The organism is Bacillus sp. 2CMS4F (assembly GCF_023161785.1).
In the GTDB taxonomy this organism is placed as follows: domain Bacteria; phylum Bacillota; class Bacilli; order Bacillales; family Bacillaceae; genus Bacillus; species Bacillus halotolerans.
In genome coordinates, this window is the sequence record NZ_JALNTO010000001.1 from 330,942 (window position 1) to 348,012 (window position 17,071).

Sequence of the window (17,071 nt, forward strand, 5' to 3'; positions counted from 1 at the left end):
ATTATTTTAGTATATTCGGGATGAGTTCTGCTGTATTGTGAATCACTAACATGTAAGGAGTGTAATACGTGAGCCAGAAAGAACACGACACGCCATTTAAAGACTTAAAACCAAGCTCAAAAATAATAGTGATTGTATCCATTGCCCTCCTTATCACAATTGCAGCTGCTGTGATCTTCGGCGGTTATTTCTTCGGCATGAAAGGGCTATTTGAAATTCTCGGCATCACATACGATTCCAATCAAACCTTATTGTTTTTTATATTGGGATGCTTTGCTGCCGGACTGGTTATAGACCCTCTAACAAAAGCCGTTTCTTTGATCATGATCCATTCACTTTCTATCAGAAAAACAGCACTTTTCACATTTGTTTTTTATTTCATCGCTAATTTCATCACAATTTGTTTAGTTGATTACTTTATGGATTCTATTTATATTCCGGACGCATTACTCTTTGTCATATCAGCATTTATGGCGTTTACTGAACTAGCATTTGATGATCAGTCTAAAACATAAACCGATAAAAAAACCGCTTGTGATTGATTCGGTTTTATGCTGTAATGACATGTTCGTCGCCTCACTTTCTTATATGGTCAACGAGAAAGTGTAAAACAATTAGAGGAATAAAACCTCGAATGCAAAACAAAAATCAAAATATGTCTAAAAACTTGTTATGGTTTCGTTTCTTCTTGTTGCTGGTCTAGTGTGCATCACAGCCCCAGCTACGGGTGAGGCAGGATCGGGCAATCAGAGGCGGTTCATATTCTCATAGGCTTAGGGGCATAGCCCTCACTCTTTGTCCTTTCATTCGCGAGTGAAGCTACATATCAAATCTTTTTGATGAATTGCTTAGTCATCTTTAATTCTCCTTCGAATATTTTGTATCCTATTCATAATCTCTCCTTTGCCAATATAAAAAGACACCCAATCGGATGTCTTACTCTCTTTCTACTAGAACGCCTGTAATCACCGGTGTCTCTTCACCTTCTTGCACAGGGCCGTAAGCTGAAACCTTATCACCCTTAGTTAATATTAAGTAACTCATGTTCATCACTTGATACAAACACTTTTCACCATTTTCTTCCTGAGAAATTATAAACGAATCCAAAGCACCACCTTCATCCGTTACACTCTTGACTGTGCCAGTTATCTTAACAACTTTATCAACTGGTGGATCGTTTACATTTAATTCTTCGTATGACGCTTGAGTAGCAATTTCCTTTACTGTTTCGTTAACTTCTGTACGTGCTGTGTCTGTAGACTCGTCTTCTTGAGTAACACCAGCATCAACTATAGACAACCCATCTGTGTTTGATTCCTTGTTTATCTCATTCTGTTTCGTAGTGTCATTGTTTTTCGTTTCATTGCTGGTTGAACAGCCAGCAAGCAGTCCAATAGATATCAAAATAATTATTATGTATTTCATGTAACTCCCTCCATTATGAGAAGAGTATACCTTACATGATTGTTTCAAACTACTTTTTAATAGACAAAAGTAAATCCCTCCCCCATACGTTCCTTTCCTCTGTTCACATGTGCAACTGCATCGCGCAACTACCCAAATAAAAAAGCACCCCGAGGGATGCTTTTTTATTTTCTTTTCACATCAAATTGCGTGACAAGTCGCATATTAACATTTGCTATACGCTTACCATCTTCAAACTCATACCAATGTTCACATTCTTGCAATTCTTTTATAAGTGCTTTCTCAGATTCTGCAGTTACTTTAGCTGTTCTTAAATTTTCATTATCAAACCAAAAAACAACTTCAAATTTCATAAACTTTCACCTCTTGCTTTATTATCAGACAAGAGGACTAGAAATGAAACAGTTTCGCAAAATTTGTCGAACGATTCCCTTTTAATCACATATTTATTCTTTCTAAACTGCCACCGTACCGCCAATTGTCTATCCTGATATTTACCGGAAGCAGTTTACAGAGAATATAAAAAAGCACTTTCACAAAAGCAAAGTGCTTGTACAATTAATGTAATTCATCCATTAATTTACGTAATTCTTCAGCTGCTTCTTTGACACTTATTTCAACAGCAGTTCTTTTATCAATTTTCAAGTTCTGACCCCTTTTTCTTATTTATAATACCCTTTTTTCTATGCTCCCCATACGTTTTATACTGTGTAACTCGTTCAACTGTTTTAATCCCTTGTCGTCTCTGTTTTAAAGCCATATCCCTAAAATGAATTACATACCTATTACTTTTGAAAAATTGACGAAAAATGAAAAGAAAAAGACCCATCCTTGTTATTTTGGATGAGCCTGGTTATATTTTGAATTTCTTCATTGCGTCTTAATTGATTCCGATATAACGAGCGTTGTACGCTGGTCCGAGTGGTTAAATATCTCAGTTTGTAAAAGTGATAGCAAATGTTTTCCTCAACGGATGGGTTTCAATTTCGTCTATACCTACATACTCAGCAGCCGCCCTGAGACGTACGCCATCGAACGGGATATTGGCTTGCCTTCAACATAAGCAAAGGATCTATCCCCTTCACCAAACCCCGCTACATCACACGTTTAAACATCTTTTCCATCTCATACGTGGAATGATGAATAATAATCGGACGGCCGTGCGGGCATGTAAATGGGTCTGATGTGCTCCGGAGATCGTCCAGGAGCGCTTTGATCTCATCGTTTCTGAGGTGGCGGTTTGCTTTGATTGAACCTTTGCAGCTCATCATAATCGCCGCTTCTTCGCGCAGTTTTTTGATATCAATGTTTTTCGAATCGAGCACCTGCTGAATGATTTCTTCTATCAGCTCGGCTTCTTCTCCTTTTGGAAACCAAGCCGGGTGGCAGCGGACGATGTAACTGTTCGAGCCGAAAGACTCTAAAAAGACACCTACGCTTTCGAGCTCTTGTTGATGCTGTTCAATAATGAGTGCCTCGTTCGTGGAATAATGGAACGTGAGCGGCACAATCATGTCCTGCACCTCAGGCTCAACCTCCCCGACCTTTTCACGAAAATATTCGTATTTAATACGCTCTTGGGCGGCATGCTGGTCGATAATATATAAGCCGTTTTCGTTTTGCGCCAATATATAGGTCCCATGCATCTGGCCGATCGGGTACATGATCGGCACACGTTCAGATGATGTCTGCTGAAGCTCCTGAGCGGGCTCCTGTTCGAATGCTACAGGCAATTCCTCTGAAACAGCAGGCTCTGCAATATCTTGTTTTGTTTCAGCCACAGAATGAGTTTCAAGCTGCTCTGAAGGCAATTCGTCTTCTATCTCAACTGGTTCTTTGACAACTGAACTGAGCTTCATTGGTGAATACGAAGGCATAGGCGCTTTTTCCGGCACTTTTCTTTCAGCAGGTTTTTCATCAAAGGTCATGAACTGCTGCTCATTTTTGATCACAGGTGCTGACTTTTTCGGAAGCTGTGCGCTCGGTATCAGCTGCTGCTGTTTAAATACATCTTTTATGCCGTCACGAATTAAGTCGTGCAGCTCTGTTTCCTTGCTGAGCCGTACCTCAAGCTTCGAAGGGTGCACGTTGACATCGACTAAAATCGGGTCCATGGTGATTTCTATAAATGTGATCGGATGGCGTCCGATTGGCAAAAGTGTGTGATATCCTTCGTGCACCGCCTTGACGAGCGGGAAATTTTTAATATAACGGCCATTGATGACAGACGACATGTAATTTCTCGATGCCCGTGTAATCTCTGGCAGAGCGATATATCCCTTCACTTCAAAATCCAGTGAGCTGACATGAAGCGGCAGCATTTTTTTAGCGACAGCCGTACCGTAAATCGCGGCAAGGACATGGCGCACGTCTCCATTTCCGTTCGTTTGGAGAAGATTTTTTCCATGATGGCGAAGGCGGATCGATACCTCCGGATGTGCCAGCGCAATCCGGTTGACCACATCCGTAATATTCCCAAGCTCTGTATGAACGGTTTTCATATATTTCAAGCGGGCCGGTGTATTAAAAAACAGATTGGAAACGACAATTTCGGTTCCCTTCCTGCTTGAGGAACGCGATTCAGAAATGATGTTTCCGCCTTGGAGCATGAGCTTCGTTCCCGCTCCTTCTCCCGTGCTTGTCGTAATCTCCAGATGGGAGACTGACGCAATACTCGGCAGTGCCTCTCCCCTGAAGCCAAGTGTTCTCACTCTGAATAAATCATTCTCATCTTTTATTTTACTTGTTGCGTGGCGGCGGAAGGCACGCTTGCAATCTTCATTTTCCATTCCTTCTCCATTATCCAGAACACGAATGGATGCAAGACCCGCTTCCTCAATGTCGATTTCAATGACTGTGCTGTCAGCGTCTATGGCATTTTCTACCAATTCCTTCACGACTGAGGCGGGCCGTTCCACAACCTCGCCCGCCGCAATTTTATTTGAAAGTTCATCTGACAGCTGGATGACTTTTGCCACATTCATCACCCCGTTTTAATGTAATTTCTTTTGCAGCTTGTACATTTCATTCATCGCTTCCAGCGGTGTCATATCAAGTATATTCAGAGATTTAAAGATATCAAGCACTTGCTTTTCTTTTTTAGAAAGCTTTGGTGATGCCGCCGGTTTATCCGATTCGTCAAAGAAGGACAGCTGTGCCGGCTCTTCTTTTACCTCAGGTTTCTGCACTGGTACCTCAGGTTTCTGCACTGGCACTTCCGGTTTGTTCCCTGAATGCTCAAGTTCTTTTAGAATGTCTTGAGCGCGCGAAATCAGATCTTCCGGCAGCTCAGCCAGCTGGGCGACATGGATACCGTAGCTTTTGTCAGCTGCCCCTTCTTTAATTTGATGAAGAAAGACAACCATTCCATTATATTCCTCAGCACGAACATGGACGTTTTTCAGCTGCGGAAGCTTTTCTTCAAGAACCGTCAGCTCATGATAGTGCGTACTAAACAGCGTCTTGGCGCCAATATGGTCATGAACATATTCAATAATGGCTTGCGCAAGGGCCATGCCGTCATATGTGGACGTTCCCCGCCCGATTTCATCAAACAAAATGAGGCTGTTTTTGGTTGCATTTACAATCGCATTTTTGGCTTCAAGCATTTCCACCATAAATGTACTTTGTCCGGAAATCAAATCATCCGCCGCGCCGATTCGGGTGAAAATTTGATCGAAAATCGGAAGCATAGCTTTTTTCGCAGGCACAAAGCAGCCAATTTGCGCCATAATAGAGATGAGCGCGATTTGTCTCATGTATGTGCTTTTCCCCGACATGTTCGGACCGGTAATGAGCAGCATCTGTCTGTTATCGCCCATCACACAGTTGTTAGGCACGTATTCCTGGCTGTCCATTACTTTTTCAACAACCGGGTGTCTGCCCTCTATGACCTCAACTTCATCTTTAGAAAACTCAGGTTTCGTGTAATGACGATTTTCACTGATTGTCGCAAAGCATTGCAGCGCATCGAGCTCACTCATCTGTTTGGCGAGCTGCTGCAAACGCGGAATATACAATTTCACTTTCTCACGCAGCTCGGTGAAGAGCTCGTATTCCAGCTCACAGATGTTATTTTCCGCTTCCAAAATGAGCGCTTCTTTTTCTTTTAATTCAGGTGTAATGTAGCGTTCTGCATTCGTTAGCGTCTGTTTCCGCTCATAACGCCCTTCTTCAAGAAGGTGCAAATTCGCCTTTGTCACTTCAATATAATAGCCAAATACTTTATTGAAGCCGACTTTTAATGACCGAATGCCTGTATATTCACGTTCCTGCTGTTCAAGGCGGGCAATCCAGTCTTTCCCGTTTCTGCTAGCATCGCGGTATTCATCGAGTTTTTGATTGTACCCGTCTTTGATCAGGTTCCCTTCTTTTACTGATATCGGAGGGTTTTCGTACAGGGCTCCTTCCAGTAATTCTAAAACATCACCGCACGGGTCAATCCGCTCAGCACGCTCCTTCGCTTTCTTATGAGCCAGTGAAGCAACAAGCTGTTTAATGCCGGGCACTTGCTTTAATGATTCTTTCAGCTGAATGAGATCCCGCGCATTGACATTTCCGAATGCGACACGGCCTGCGAGGCGTTCTAAATCATAGACTTCCTTTAAACGCTCACGCAGATCTTCCCGTTCAAAGAAATGGGACATTAATGTTTCCACCATTTCTTGACGCTCTTCAATTTGATTCACTCTGATAAGCGGACGGTCAATCCACTGTTTCAGCAGCCGTCCTCCCATCGCAGTTTTTGTTTCATCAAGCAGCCATAACAAGGAGCCTTTTTTATTTTTTGAACGGATCGTTTCAGTCAGCTCCAAATTTCGCTTCGAGTATAAGTCGATTTTCATGGCTTCTTCAAGCTCATACACTTGTACAGGCTGAAGGTGATCTAAGCTCCGTTTCTGAGTCCTTTTCAGATACGTATATAAACGGAGAAAAGTTTTCGTTACGTCCGGATTCTGCAAATGCTCAATAATCTGAACGTGCTCATCCGTTTCCCCATCTTCAATTGAAATGGTAGCGCCGCACCGCTCCTTCAGCTGAGCAACCGTCTTTTCATCAAGGCTTCCCGATACGACAATTTCCCGCGCGCCGACCGAATAAATTTCTGATATGACGTCTTCCAGCCGTTCAATTAAAACAGCCAAATTTTCACCCGTTGTTAAATCGGACAGCGCCAGCCCGTATCCGTTTGAGCAGGCCGAAACTGATGCAATAAAGTTGTTTTCTGATTCATGGATGCCTTTTCCGTCCATTACAGTTCCAGGCGTAATCAGCTGAACGACTTCACGTTTGACGACGCCCTTTGCAGCCTTTGGATCCTCCGTTTGTTCGCATATGGCCACCTTGTATCCTTTTTTAATAAGCTGCTCGATATAAGCCGAAGCAGAATGATACGGAACACCGCACATCGGTATTTTTTCAGCGGCGCCTCCGTCTCTGCTTGTTAACGTAATTTCCAGCTCTTGTGACGCTTTTTTAGCGTCCTCAAAAAACATTTCGTAAAAATCACCGAGACGAAAAAATAAAAAGGCATCCTGATGCTCTGCCTTTATTTTTAAATATTGCTGTATCATAGGCGTATAAGTAGCCATTGTTTAATCCCTCACTATGTATCAACGTTTCTATTTGCCAGCCTTCATTATAACATAAACAGAAAGTGTTAAAAGAATGATATGTCTATATAAAAAAGAGACTTGGGGTACCGACTCCCCTAGTCTCTTTTTTATTCTTCAGGATCTCCAACTAAAAATTCAGGATTGATGTCCTCAAGCTCTTCATCAAGTTCGTCTTCCCAATCCTCTTCGTCATCCTCTTCCCAATCAGAATTCACTTCTACAACAACCTTTGTTTCCCCTACCACTTCCGCCAAAAATTCCCTCTCCGCTTGCACAACAATTTTATTGCCATTTGGAGATATGGTGACTTCAAGGCAGTTTGGCTGCTGAAGCACTTTTGCAATCACTTCATGCTCATCGTCTAAGTAATTGTTATCTCTGTATCTGAGTTTAATCACATCGACGTACTTCACTCGTTCTGTGACAACCTCTGTTTTTGTATTGTCTGCGTAAGAGTACCATACGTTTATATCATAATACCCTTCAATTTCTACGGTTTTTCCGATTTTTTCTGCGTCATACTTGTGATTGATAATCCAACCGCCCAAAATGCTGCTCGGTTTTTTCTCAGGGGAGATGGTATTGGTGCACTGTGTAAATTTTCTGCCTTTCGCTACTACCGCCTTCGTGATAATTTCCCTGTATTCAGACATTCCGGCATGCCTCCTTGTTCTTCTTCGTGTTATCTTATGCTGGGCATTCGTCTAGTGTGCATTTTTATAAATAAAATATAAAAATACAAAGTTTCTGTTCCATTGTATGCAGGGGTGCCTAGAAACTTTACTCATAAGTGCGATAAAGTTTATTTGGCTAAAGGCGGCAAAACAGATTGAATATTTAGTACATAGTTCATTTAGTTCTGTTGATAGTTTAACATTAAAAAACACGGGCCTGAAAAGGCACCGTGTTTAAAGAGAACAGCTGTTATTTGAATGTTTCATCTTCGAACCGGTTTCTCCTTTTAGAAGGTCGCCTCCGGTTGATGTAATGATTTCATTTGTGACCTGGTTGGAGATGGTGGTCGCCACGAGCTGCAGAAGGTCATTCACCTCAACCTGAGAATCTCTGAATTCTTGGATGACAGGAATGTCTTCAAGCTCCTCTTGCAGCGCATCAATTTTTTCTTCTACTTGTTTGAGCGCTTCGAGTTTTTGGTAATGCTTCAGATTAACAGCTTGTTTTTGCAGGGCTTTAATCTGATTAATGATTACAGACACTTTTGCGTTCTCGTTAATTTGCGCTTCAGCCCGTTTGAAAAAATCAACCTCTTCTGTTTCAGAGATCATTTTTGCAAGGTTTCGGGCTTGCTGCACAATGTCTTTTTTAGAGTAGAGCGTCATCTTATTTCACCTCGATTGCTTCTCCTGCCATTTCTCCGTCAAGCGACCACGTTTTCGCTTGCTGGATTTTCACGCGAACGATTTTGCCGATCGCTTCCTTTGGTCCTTTGAAATTCACAAGCTTGCTTTTTTCAGTGTAGCCGGCAAGAACCTCAGGGTTGTTTTTGCTTTCGCCCTCAACTAATACTTCGACAACCTTGCCTTCATATTCCTTCATTTTTTTAGCAGAAATTTCATTAACCAATGCGTTCAGACGCTGCAGGCGTTCTTTTTTCACTCTCATCGGAACGTTATCTTTCATTTTTGCTGCAGGTGTGCCTTCACGCGGAGAGTAAATAAACGTATAGGCGCTGTCAAACTCCACTTCACGGTATAATGACAGCGTTTCTTCAAACTGTTCGTCCGTTTCGTTAGGGAAGCCGACGATAATGTCAGTTGTTAAAGAAGCGTTTGGCATAGCCGCTTTGATTTTTCTGACGAGCTCCATGTAACGCTCTCTGTCATATTTGCGTGCCATCAGTTTCAAGACCTCTGAGCTTCCTGATTGGACCGGCAGATGAATATGATCGAGCAGATTGCCGCCTTTTGCAAGCACTTCAATGAGATGATCATCAAAGTCACGCGGATGACTCGTTGTGAAACGGATTCTCGGGATATCGATTTTGCGCAGCTCATCCATCAAATCACCAAGGCCGTAGTTCATATCTTCAAAGTCTTTTCCGTACGCGTTTACGTTTTGGCCTAAAAGTGTAATTTCCTTATAGCCTTCGCTTGCAAGTCTTCTTACTTCCTGAATGATCTCTTCCGGACGGCGGCTTCTTTCTTTTCCGCGTGTATACGGTACGATGCAATACGTACAGAACTTGTCACAGCCGTACATGATGTTGACCCAGCCCTTAATTTTTCCGTTGCGGACTTTCGGAAGGTTTTCAATGACATCGCCTTCCTTGGACCAAACTTCTATGACCATTTCTTTTGAAAGGTATGCTTCAGACAAAAGCTCCGGCAGACGATGGATATTATGCGTACCGAAAATCATATCGACAAACGGATGTTTTTTCAAAATCCTGTTAACGACTGATTCCTCTTGTGACATACAGCCGCAAACGCCTAAGATAAGATCCGGGTTATTTTTTTTGAGTGCTTTTAAGTGTCCAAGCTCACCGAATACCTTGTTTTCCGCATTTTCACGGATCGCACATGTATTTAACAGAATGACATTGGCATCGTCAACAGAGTTTGTCGCTTCATAGCCAAGAGCCATAAAGATACCTGCCATTACTTCTGTATCATGTTCGTTCATTTGGCAGCCGTACGTCCGGATATAGAATTTTCTTCCTTCACCCATGCCTTTGAATTCTTCAGAAATTTTAAAGTCATTATGATAAGTAACGGCTTCTTTGCCGCGTTTTTTCGCATCTTTTAAAGAAGGCGGAATGTAGACAGCTTCAAAGTACTTGCTGTAATCCTTCTCGGATTTTTTGTCCGATGGATTAACTTGTCCGCTCTCTAATTTTTGCTTTTCATTCATATGATATTTCTCCTTTCAAACCAAACTTCCACCCTCCAGTATAAAGGTTATTGAAGCTCTGCACAACTGGCAACCTATTATTGTACACTCATTGAGAATAATAATCAATAAGGAATGAAAGGGAGAAGAGTATTCCCTTCTCCTTACAATAGCTGAAGCTCCTTTGCTGTCTTTTCAATGGCATCAAGCGCCTGATCCAGTTCTTCTTTGGTGTGCTCGGCTGTAATAATTGTGCGTATTCTGGCTTTTCCTTTTGCAACAGTCGGGAAAACGATGCTTTGTGCAAAAACACCTTTTGACAGAAGCTGATCAGAAAATTGCTTCGCTGCCCCCTCATCACCTATTAAAATAGGTAAAATCGGCGTCTCGCTCTGTGTGAGAGTAAAACCCATTTGGACAAGCATTGATTTAAAATAATGTGTATTCTCCCACAGACGCTCCATATGCTCCGGCTCTTCCAGCAAGACATCAATTGCTTCCATACAAGCTGCAGTTACAGCCGGAGGATGTGACGTGCTAAATAAAAATGGACGGCCTTTATGACGCAAATAGTCGATTAACACCTTTGAACCGGCAGCATATCCCCCTAAAACTCCGATTGCCTTGCTTAACGTTCCGACTTGAATATGAACCCTTCCGTCAAGACCGAAATGATTTACCGTCCCTCTGCCGTTTTCGCCAAGCACTCCGGATGCGTGGGCGTCATCAACCATCACAAAAGCGTCATATTTCTCAGCGAGCTCCACAATGTCAGGCAGAGGAGCAATATTTCCATCCATTGAAAATACGCCGTCAGTGACAATCAAGCGCATGCGGTAATTCATTGATTTTCTCAGCACCTTCTCTAAATCACTCATATCTACATGCTGATAAACCTTTTTATCCGCCTTAGTCAATCTGATTCCATCAATGATAGAGGCATGGTTCAATTCATCAGAAATGACAATATCGTCTTTTGAAAGAATGCTGGAAAGTACACCTTGGTTTGTTGTAAAGCCTGATTGGAAGACAAGTGCCGCCTCTGTTTTTTTAAAGGCTGCCAGTTTTTTCTCCAATTCTTGATGCATGGTAAACGTTCCGGCGATTGTCCGGACTGAACCGGTTCCGGCTCCAAATTGCTGAGCAGCTTCCTGTGCAGCTTTGATGAGTCTTGGGTGTGAAGTAAATCCGAGGTAATTATTAGAAGAAAGCTGAATGACTTTTTTATGATTCACTGTAACAGAAGGGCCCTGCATTGATTCAACCTGTTTAACGTCTTGCCATGTATGGTTTTCTTTCATTCTTTCAAGCTCTGCTTTTAGAAACTCAAATTCTTTTGTCATGTTGATCCCCCTTTATGGAATTAAAATAACCTTTCCGCACTGCCCGCTTCTCATCAGTTCAAACCCTTTCTCAAACTCTTCTAATGGAAACTGATGGGTAACAATAGGTGAAAGATCCAGTGTGTTTGATCCAAGCAATTGTGAAACCTGCCGCCATGTCGTAAACATCTTTCTCCCTGTGATCCCTTGGATGGTAAGGCCTTTAAACACGACTTTATTCGTCAAGTCGATGGTAACCGGATGTTCCGGCAGGCTGAGAATATGAAATCTCCCGCCATTTGCAGCCATTGCTAGGCCTTGCGCGATAGCTGAAGGGTGACCCGACATCTCACAAACGAGATCAGCTCCTTCCCCGCCCGTTAAAGCGCTTACAATTTTGAGCGGATCTTCTTTTTCGACGGAGACCGTGCTTGTGGCTCCCATTTGTTTGGCGAGAGCTAATCTGTACTCATTTTTGTCAATGGCGACCACCTGCGCTGCACCTGCTGCTTTTGCGACCGCTACCGCCATAAGTCCGATCGGACCGCATCCAATAATGGCAGTCGTTCCTCCGGCGTTCTGACTCTCAAGAACTGTATGAACGGCATTTCCTAAAGGCTCTTGAATGGAAGCAATCGCCGGGTCCATATCCGCGGGATTCTTCCAAACGTTTTCGGCCGGCACTTTGACATACTCCGCAAAACAGCCTGCCGTGTCCACTCCGATAATGGCCGTATTTTTACATACATGAGGCTTTCCTGTTAAACAAGGGACGCATGTGCCGCATACAATGTGTGTTTCCGCAGAAACATACTCCCCGATTTTTACACTGCTGACATTCTCGCCTACAGCCTCGACAATCCCGCTGAACTCATGGCCGAAGACACAAGGAGTTTTTATTCTCTTCCGTGCCCATTGGTCCCAATTATAAATATGCACATCCGTGCCGCAAATGGAAGCTGCCTTAACTTTTATAAGAACTTCATGCTTATCGATTTCAGGAATGGGGACTTCAGCCAGCACAGCGCCGAAAGCACCGTGTTTTTTCATTACAGCTTTCATCTTTCCACTCTGCATGTACAATCCTCCTTTAAAAGTCTTGTTATAACCGGATTGTACCATGATCTGGAATCACCGTAAACAGCTGTGTCCTCCTAGGAAAGACAAAAGTATCCGTCTTGAAAAATGGGCTAAATTTTTTTAATAAAAAGCCGGAATCGTTTTTACACATGACATATGGTTCATTTATATTATAAAAATACTATTGAGAGAAAATATCACAATAAATGAAAAACAACCTGCTTGCATATGCAAACAGGTTGTGAATACTTTAATTTTCTTAGCGAGGCTCCACGATTAATTTAATCGCTGTTCTTTCTTCACCATCGATCTGAATATCAGTAAAAGCCGGAATACAAATCAAATCAACCCCGCTCGGCGCCACAAATCCTCTGGCGATTGCCACAGCTTTTACAGCTTGGTTCAAAGCACCCGCTCCAATTGCTTGAATCTCGGCGGCTCCGCGCTCTCTTAACACACCTGCAAGCGCACCTGCCACTGAATTTGGACTCGATTTTGCTGAAACTTTTAAGATTTCCATTTCTGCTCCCCCTTAGTTTTACAATGGATAAGTGAGTGTTCATTAGAACAATCATTATTAGATGTTGCTATCCAAAAAGCCATCCCCACAATGCTTTTCAAAAATAGCGGGCTACCTTCCATTTTTACTATATTCACTAAGGAGTTGCTATATTCCTGCTTTTCTTTTTAATATTTTTATAAAATAACCATGAGATCAATTATTCAAAGAACATGTGATCATCATTGATTAAAATACGTTCGATTTTAACGGCTTTTTTCGTTTGATCGTCTATATCGATGACGACTCCACTCAGGGTTGTTTTTCCTTCAGCGACAGTAAAGCGCACAGGAAGGTTTGTTTTGAAACGTTTGATAATCGTTTCTCTGTCCATCCCCAGTATACCGTCATATGGGCCGGTCATTCCTACATCAGTAATATATGCCGTGCCCTTCGGCAAAATGCGGTTATCCGCTGTTTGCACGTGAGTGTGAGTTCCTACTACAGCAGATGCCCGTCCATCCGTGTACCAGCCGAGTGCGAGCTTTTCACTTGTCGCTTCCGCATGGAAGTCGATAAAAATGTACGGTGTTCTTTTAGCAGCTTCGGCAATTAATTCATCCGCTTTTAAAAACGGATCATCGAGCGGCGGTAAAAACGTACGGCCTTGTAAGTTGATAACAGCTAGTTCTTTACCGTTTGCTTTCACATATGTGATCCCTTTTCCCGGTGTTCCTTCCGGAAAGTTTGCGGGACGGACTAAGTTCGGGACATCGTCGATAAAATCAAAAATTTCCTTTTTATCCCATGTATGGTTTCCCATCGTGATCGCATCTGCGCCAGACTGTATTAAACTGTGATAGATTTTTTCTGTTAAGCCTTTTCCATGTGCGGCATTTTCGCCATTTATAATGGTAAAATGCGGCTTGTATTTTGTTTTCAGCTTTGGCACATACTCTTTTACCATGTCGCGGCCCGGTGACCCGACAACATCTCCGATAAATAAAATTCTCATTTTGTAAATCCTTTCTATTCCTCAGCCGTCAAAAAAATAAAGTGATGCTTAGCGCATCACTTTATTTTGCATACTCTACGGCTCGAGTTTCTCTAATGACTGTCACTTTAATATGACCTGGATAATCGAGCTCGTCCTCAATTCGTTTTCGGATATCTCGCGCCAGGCGATGAGCTTCAAGATCATTTATTGAATCCGGCTTCACCATAATACGCACTTCACGTCCAGCCTGAATCGCAAATGATTTTTCAACACCTTCGTAGGACTCAGAAATTTCTTCGAGCTTTTCAAGTCTTCGAATGTAGTTCTCGAGCGTCTCACTTCTTGCGCCAGGTCTTGCAGCGGAAAGCGCATCTGCTGCAGCTACCAGCACAGCGATAATGGAAGTCGGCTCCTCGTCCCCATGGTGTGATGCAATACTGTTAATTACGACTGGGTGCTCTTTATATTTAGTCGCAAGCTCGACTCCGATTTCAACGTGGCTTCCTTCTACTTCATGGTCAATCGCTTTTCCGATGTCATGAAGAAGTCCCGCCCGTTTAGCAAGCTTTGCATCTTCTCCAAGCTCCGATGCCATCAGCCCAGCCAAGAATGCGACTTCCATGGAATGCTTAAGCACATTTTGACCGTAGCTTGTACGGAACTTTAAGCGGCCGAGAATTTTGATCAGATCTGGGTGGAGGCCGTGAACGCCAACCTCAAATGTCGTTTGCTCACCCATCTCACGAATGTAGTCATCGACCTCGCGGCGAGATTTTTCAACCATTTCTTCAATCCGTGCCGGATGAATACGGCCATCCTGAACGAGTTTATCAAGAGCAATCCTTGCTGTCTCACGTCTGATCGGATCAAATCCGGACAGGATGACAGCTTCAGGGGTATCATCGATAATCAGGTCAATACCTGTCAGCGTTTCAAGCGTACGAATGTTACGCCCTTCCCGACCGATGATACGTCCTTTCATCTCATCATTTGGAAGATTGACAACTGATACCGTTGTTTCGGCAACGTGGTCCGCTGCGCAGCGCTGTAAGGCGAGTGAAAGAATGTTTTTCGCTTTTTTATCCGCCTCTTCTTTCGCACGGTTCTCAGTTTCTTTTGTCATGATGGCGATGTCATGTGAAAGCTCGTTTTCAACCCGGTCAAGAATGATTTGTTTCGCTTCGTCACGAGTCAGACTCGAAATTCGTTCCAACTCTGACTGCTGCATACGAATCATCTCATCCACTTTGCTTTCCATCTCTTCAATATGTTGTTGTCGTTCATTCAGAGAATGATCTTTCTTCTCCAACATCGCTTCCCGTTTATCAATTCCCTCATGTTTGCGATCAAGGTTTTCCTCCTTTTGGAGTAAACGGTTTTCTTGTTTTTGAAGCTCATTTCGTCTTTCACGAACTTCTTGTTCAGCATCTATTCGAAGTTTGTGGATTTCATCCTTTGCTTCAAGCAGAGCTTCTTTTTTCAGTGCTTCAGCATCACGCTTTGCATCTTCAAGAATTTGCTCGGCTGCACCGCGTGCGCCTGCAATTTTCGCTTCGGCAATGGTTTTACGAACATAGTAGCCAACAACTAAACCGAGTAGAATCAGCAAAATGGAGATGAGAACCATCATAATTGGGGTCATACTTTCACCTCCTCTTGCTATGAACTTGGTTGTTGCTCAAAATAAGTGTCGGCATGTACATTGTCTAGTTTTCTCAACATACAGAACCTTCACAGGGAATGAAAGTTTCATCGCCCTTGTCAAGTTTAAATGGTTTAACAATCATGTTAAAAAAACAAATGTTACAACTTCATTGTAATTGTGTCGGAAATACTTGTCAAGCTTGCCAGCTTAACGTTTGCCGAGCCGCCCCCATTTATCGTGCTGAACGTGAATCCGCCAATCTTTTGAAAAAACAGATCGTAAATTACTCCTGATTTAGAAGCTGGTATATTTTATTGTTCACTTGTCCAAGTTTAGCGTTATTTTGAATGTTTGACAACAAAACAACAACGGTTTGTCCGGATTTGCTGAAGCTGTTCAATACGTTGAAGCCCGGCATGACTCCGTGGTTTGAATAGCTTCCGGGAGCAACATAAAATCCCATCCCGTATGTGGAACTGCTCCCTGGCGTGAACATTTTTTCATAGCTTTCTTGCGAATAGAGCTTGCCGTCTATCAGTGCTTTGTCAAATTTGTACATGTCGGCAGCACTCATATATATATCGCCTGCTCCATAAAGCTGAGATAAATCAGGCATATACGGTGTGACGGCCCTGCTGCCTTTCAGCTTGTAGCCGACAGCTGGATAAGGCTGCTTATCGTATGTCTTGTAAAAACCCGAATGCGTCATCCCCGCCGGCTTAAAAATATGATTGGTTATGTATTGTTCATAAGACTCACCGCTCACTTCAGCAACAATATAAGCGAGAACTGTATAGTTAGAATCCTGATAGTCCCATATCCCAGGCTGGCGTTTGATTCCTTGCTGCTCTATGTCTTTTATTAAGTCATCCGGAGTGATCTCCCCATTCCCTTCAACATGTCCGTTTATTCCCGATGTATGAGTAAGCAGATTCTTTAATGTAATATTCTTTCCGTTGGGAAAATGAGATAAATACGTGCTGACCGGATCACTTGTCTGGAGCTTTCCCTTTTCCTCAAGCTGCAAAATAGCGGTTGCTATCAGCGCTTTTTGTGACGATCCGACATAAAAGGATGTCGCAGGATTGTTTTTTATATGATGCTCGCGGTCCGCGTAACCAAAACCTTTATTTATTATGACTTCTCCATTTCTGACGATCATGGCTGTCCCGCTGAAGCCGATCTCTTTTAAATAACTGCTGATTTTTTGATTGCGATCCACTGCTTTGATTTGTTCCTCTGTTTTTTTGGCTTTATTTTTCTTCTGATCAGCTTGCTTCTGACCGGTATCAGAAACCGCCGCAGCTTCTTGAGATGGTTCGGCTTCTTCATCCTCTCGATGAATGGCATTCCAAATCGTGAAACAAATGATTGCGGCCAACATACCAAACAAAAGTTTGCCTCTTTTATTTAGTTTTCTCCGTCTGCGCGTCGCAGTTCTTCTGCGAGTGGGGCTTGTCATTCATTTTATCCTCCCAATCTAATTTCAAATACACACGTTTTGTTAGACGTATGAAGCACTATAAAAGTTGTCAAAAAAACCAATTTATTTATCTTTATTTTGCAGAAAATATAAAAGAAAAAAAGGCAGAGTTTTCACTCTGCCTTTTTTATCATTTCAAATTCATTTTATTTTTA

At 42.6% G+C, this 17,071-nt stretch carries 14 protein-coding genes; 1 reads left to right on the forward strand and 13 read right to left on the reverse strand.

Annotation, left to right across the window (positions count from 1 at the left end; all coding sequences use genetic code 11):
• The first annotated feature begins 68 nt into the window (after nt 1–68).
• Nucleotides 69–515 (forward strand): YrvL family regulatory protein, encoded by a 447-nt coding sequence (locus MTN95_RS01390; protein WP_248336721.1) that lies wholly within the window; start codon nt 69–71, stop codon nt 513–515.
• 421 nt (nt 516–936) lie between these two features.
• On the opposite strand, the gene MTN95_RS01395 is transcribed toward MTN95_RS01390, so the two are convergent.
• The 13 genes from MTN95_RS01395 to MTN95_RS01455 all read right to left on the reverse strand — a co-directional run bounded on the left by MTN95_RS01395 (nt 937) and on the right by MTN95_RS01455 (nt 16,895).
• Nucleotides 937–1,425, reverse strand: a complete 489-nt coding sequence (locus MTN95_RS01395) for an OB-fold protein (RefSeq protein WP_248336723.1) — start codon at nt 1,423–1,425, stop codon at nt 937–939.
• Nucleotides 1,426–1,589: 164 nt separating this feature from the next.
• Nucleotides 1,590–1,778 (reverse strand): hypothetical protein, encoded by a 189-nt coding sequence (locus MTN95_RS01400; protein WP_105954264.1) that lies wholly within the window; start codon nt 1,776–1,778, stop codon nt 1,590–1,592.
• Nucleotides 1,779–2,519: 741 nt separating this feature from the next.
• Nucleotides 2,520–4,403, reverse strand: a complete 1,884-nt coding sequence (mutL, locus tag MTN95_RS01405) for a DNA mismatch repair endonuclease MutL (protein ID WP_248336725.1) — start codon at nt 4,401–4,403, stop codon at nt 2,520–2,522.
• A 15-nt stretch (nt 4,404–4,418) separates the two neighbouring features.
• Nucleotides 4,419–7,016: a DNA mismatch repair protein MutS gene (mutS, locus tag MTN95_RS01410; protein WP_248336728.1), complete on the reverse strand. Its 2,598-nt coding sequence runs from the start codon at nt 7,014–7,016 to the stop codon at nt 4,419–4,421.
• Between the two features lie 131 nt (nt 7,017–7,147).
• Nucleotides 7,148–7,693 (reverse strand): outer spore coat protein CotE, encoded by a 546-nt coding sequence (gene cotE / locus MTN95_RS01415; protein WP_024121461.1) that lies wholly within the window; start codon nt 7,691–7,693, stop codon nt 7,148–7,150.
• 255 nt (nt 7,694–7,948) lie between these two features.
• Nucleotides 7,949–8,380 (reverse strand): regulatory iron-sulfur-containing complex subunit RicA, encoded by a 432-nt coding sequence (gene ricA / locus MTN95_RS01420; protein WP_024121460.1) that lies wholly within the window; start codon nt 8,378–8,380, stop codon nt 7,949–7,951.
• 1 nt (nt 8,381) lies between these two features.
• Entirely contained in the window at nt 8,382–9,911 is a 1,530-nt protein-coding gene (gene miaB, locus MTN95_RS01425) for a tRNA (N6-isopentenyl adenosine(37)-C2)-methylthiotransferase MiaB (protein ID WP_024121459.1), read from the reverse strand.
• A 143-nt stretch (nt 9,912–10,054) separates the two neighbouring features.
• On the reverse strand, nt 10,055–11,233 hold the full coding sequence (locus MTN95_RS01430) for a glycine C-acetyltransferase (protein ID WP_248336730.1): 1,179 nt from the start codon (nt 11,231–11,233) through the stop codon (nt 10,055–10,057).
• Between the two features lie 12 nt (nt 11,234–11,245).
• Nucleotides 11,246–12,289 carry an L-threonine 3-dehydrogenase gene (gene tdh / locus MTN95_RS01435; RefSeq protein WP_248336732.1) on the reverse strand — a complete coding sequence of 348 codons (1,044 nt, stop codon included), beginning with the start codon at nt 12,287–12,289 and terminating at the stop codon, nt 11,246–11,248.
• A 262-nt stretch (nt 12,290–12,551) separates the two neighbouring features.
• Nucleotides 12,552–12,812, reverse strand: coding sequence for a stage V sporulation protein SpoVS (gene spoVS / locus MTN95_RS01440; protein WP_003154135.1), 261 nt, complete (start codon nt 12,810–12,812; stop codon nt 12,552–12,554).
• Between the two features lie 199 nt (nt 12,813–13,011).
• Nucleotides 13,012–13,806, reverse strand: coding sequence for a 2',3'-cyclic-nucleotide 2'-phosphodiesterase (gene ymdB, locus MTN95_RS01445; RefSeq protein WP_003245138.1), 795 nt, complete (start codon nt 13,804–13,806; stop codon nt 13,012–13,014).
• A 61-nt stretch (nt 13,807–13,867) separates the two neighbouring features.
• Nucleotides 13,868–15,430 carry a ribonuclease Y gene (gene rny / locus MTN95_RS01450; protein ID WP_010334309.1) on the reverse strand — a complete coding sequence of 521 codons (1,563 nt, stop codon included), beginning with the start codon at nt 15,428–15,430 and terminating at the stop codon, nt 13,868–13,870.
• 286 nt (nt 15,431–15,716) lie between these two features.
• A complete protein-coding gene (locus MTN95_RS01455) occupies nt 15,717–16,895 on the reverse strand; it encodes a serine hydrolase domain-containing protein (RefSeq protein ID WP_248336734.1) in 1,179 nt (392 codons plus the stop codon).
• Between the last annotated feature and the right edge of the window lie 176 nt (nt 16,896–17,071).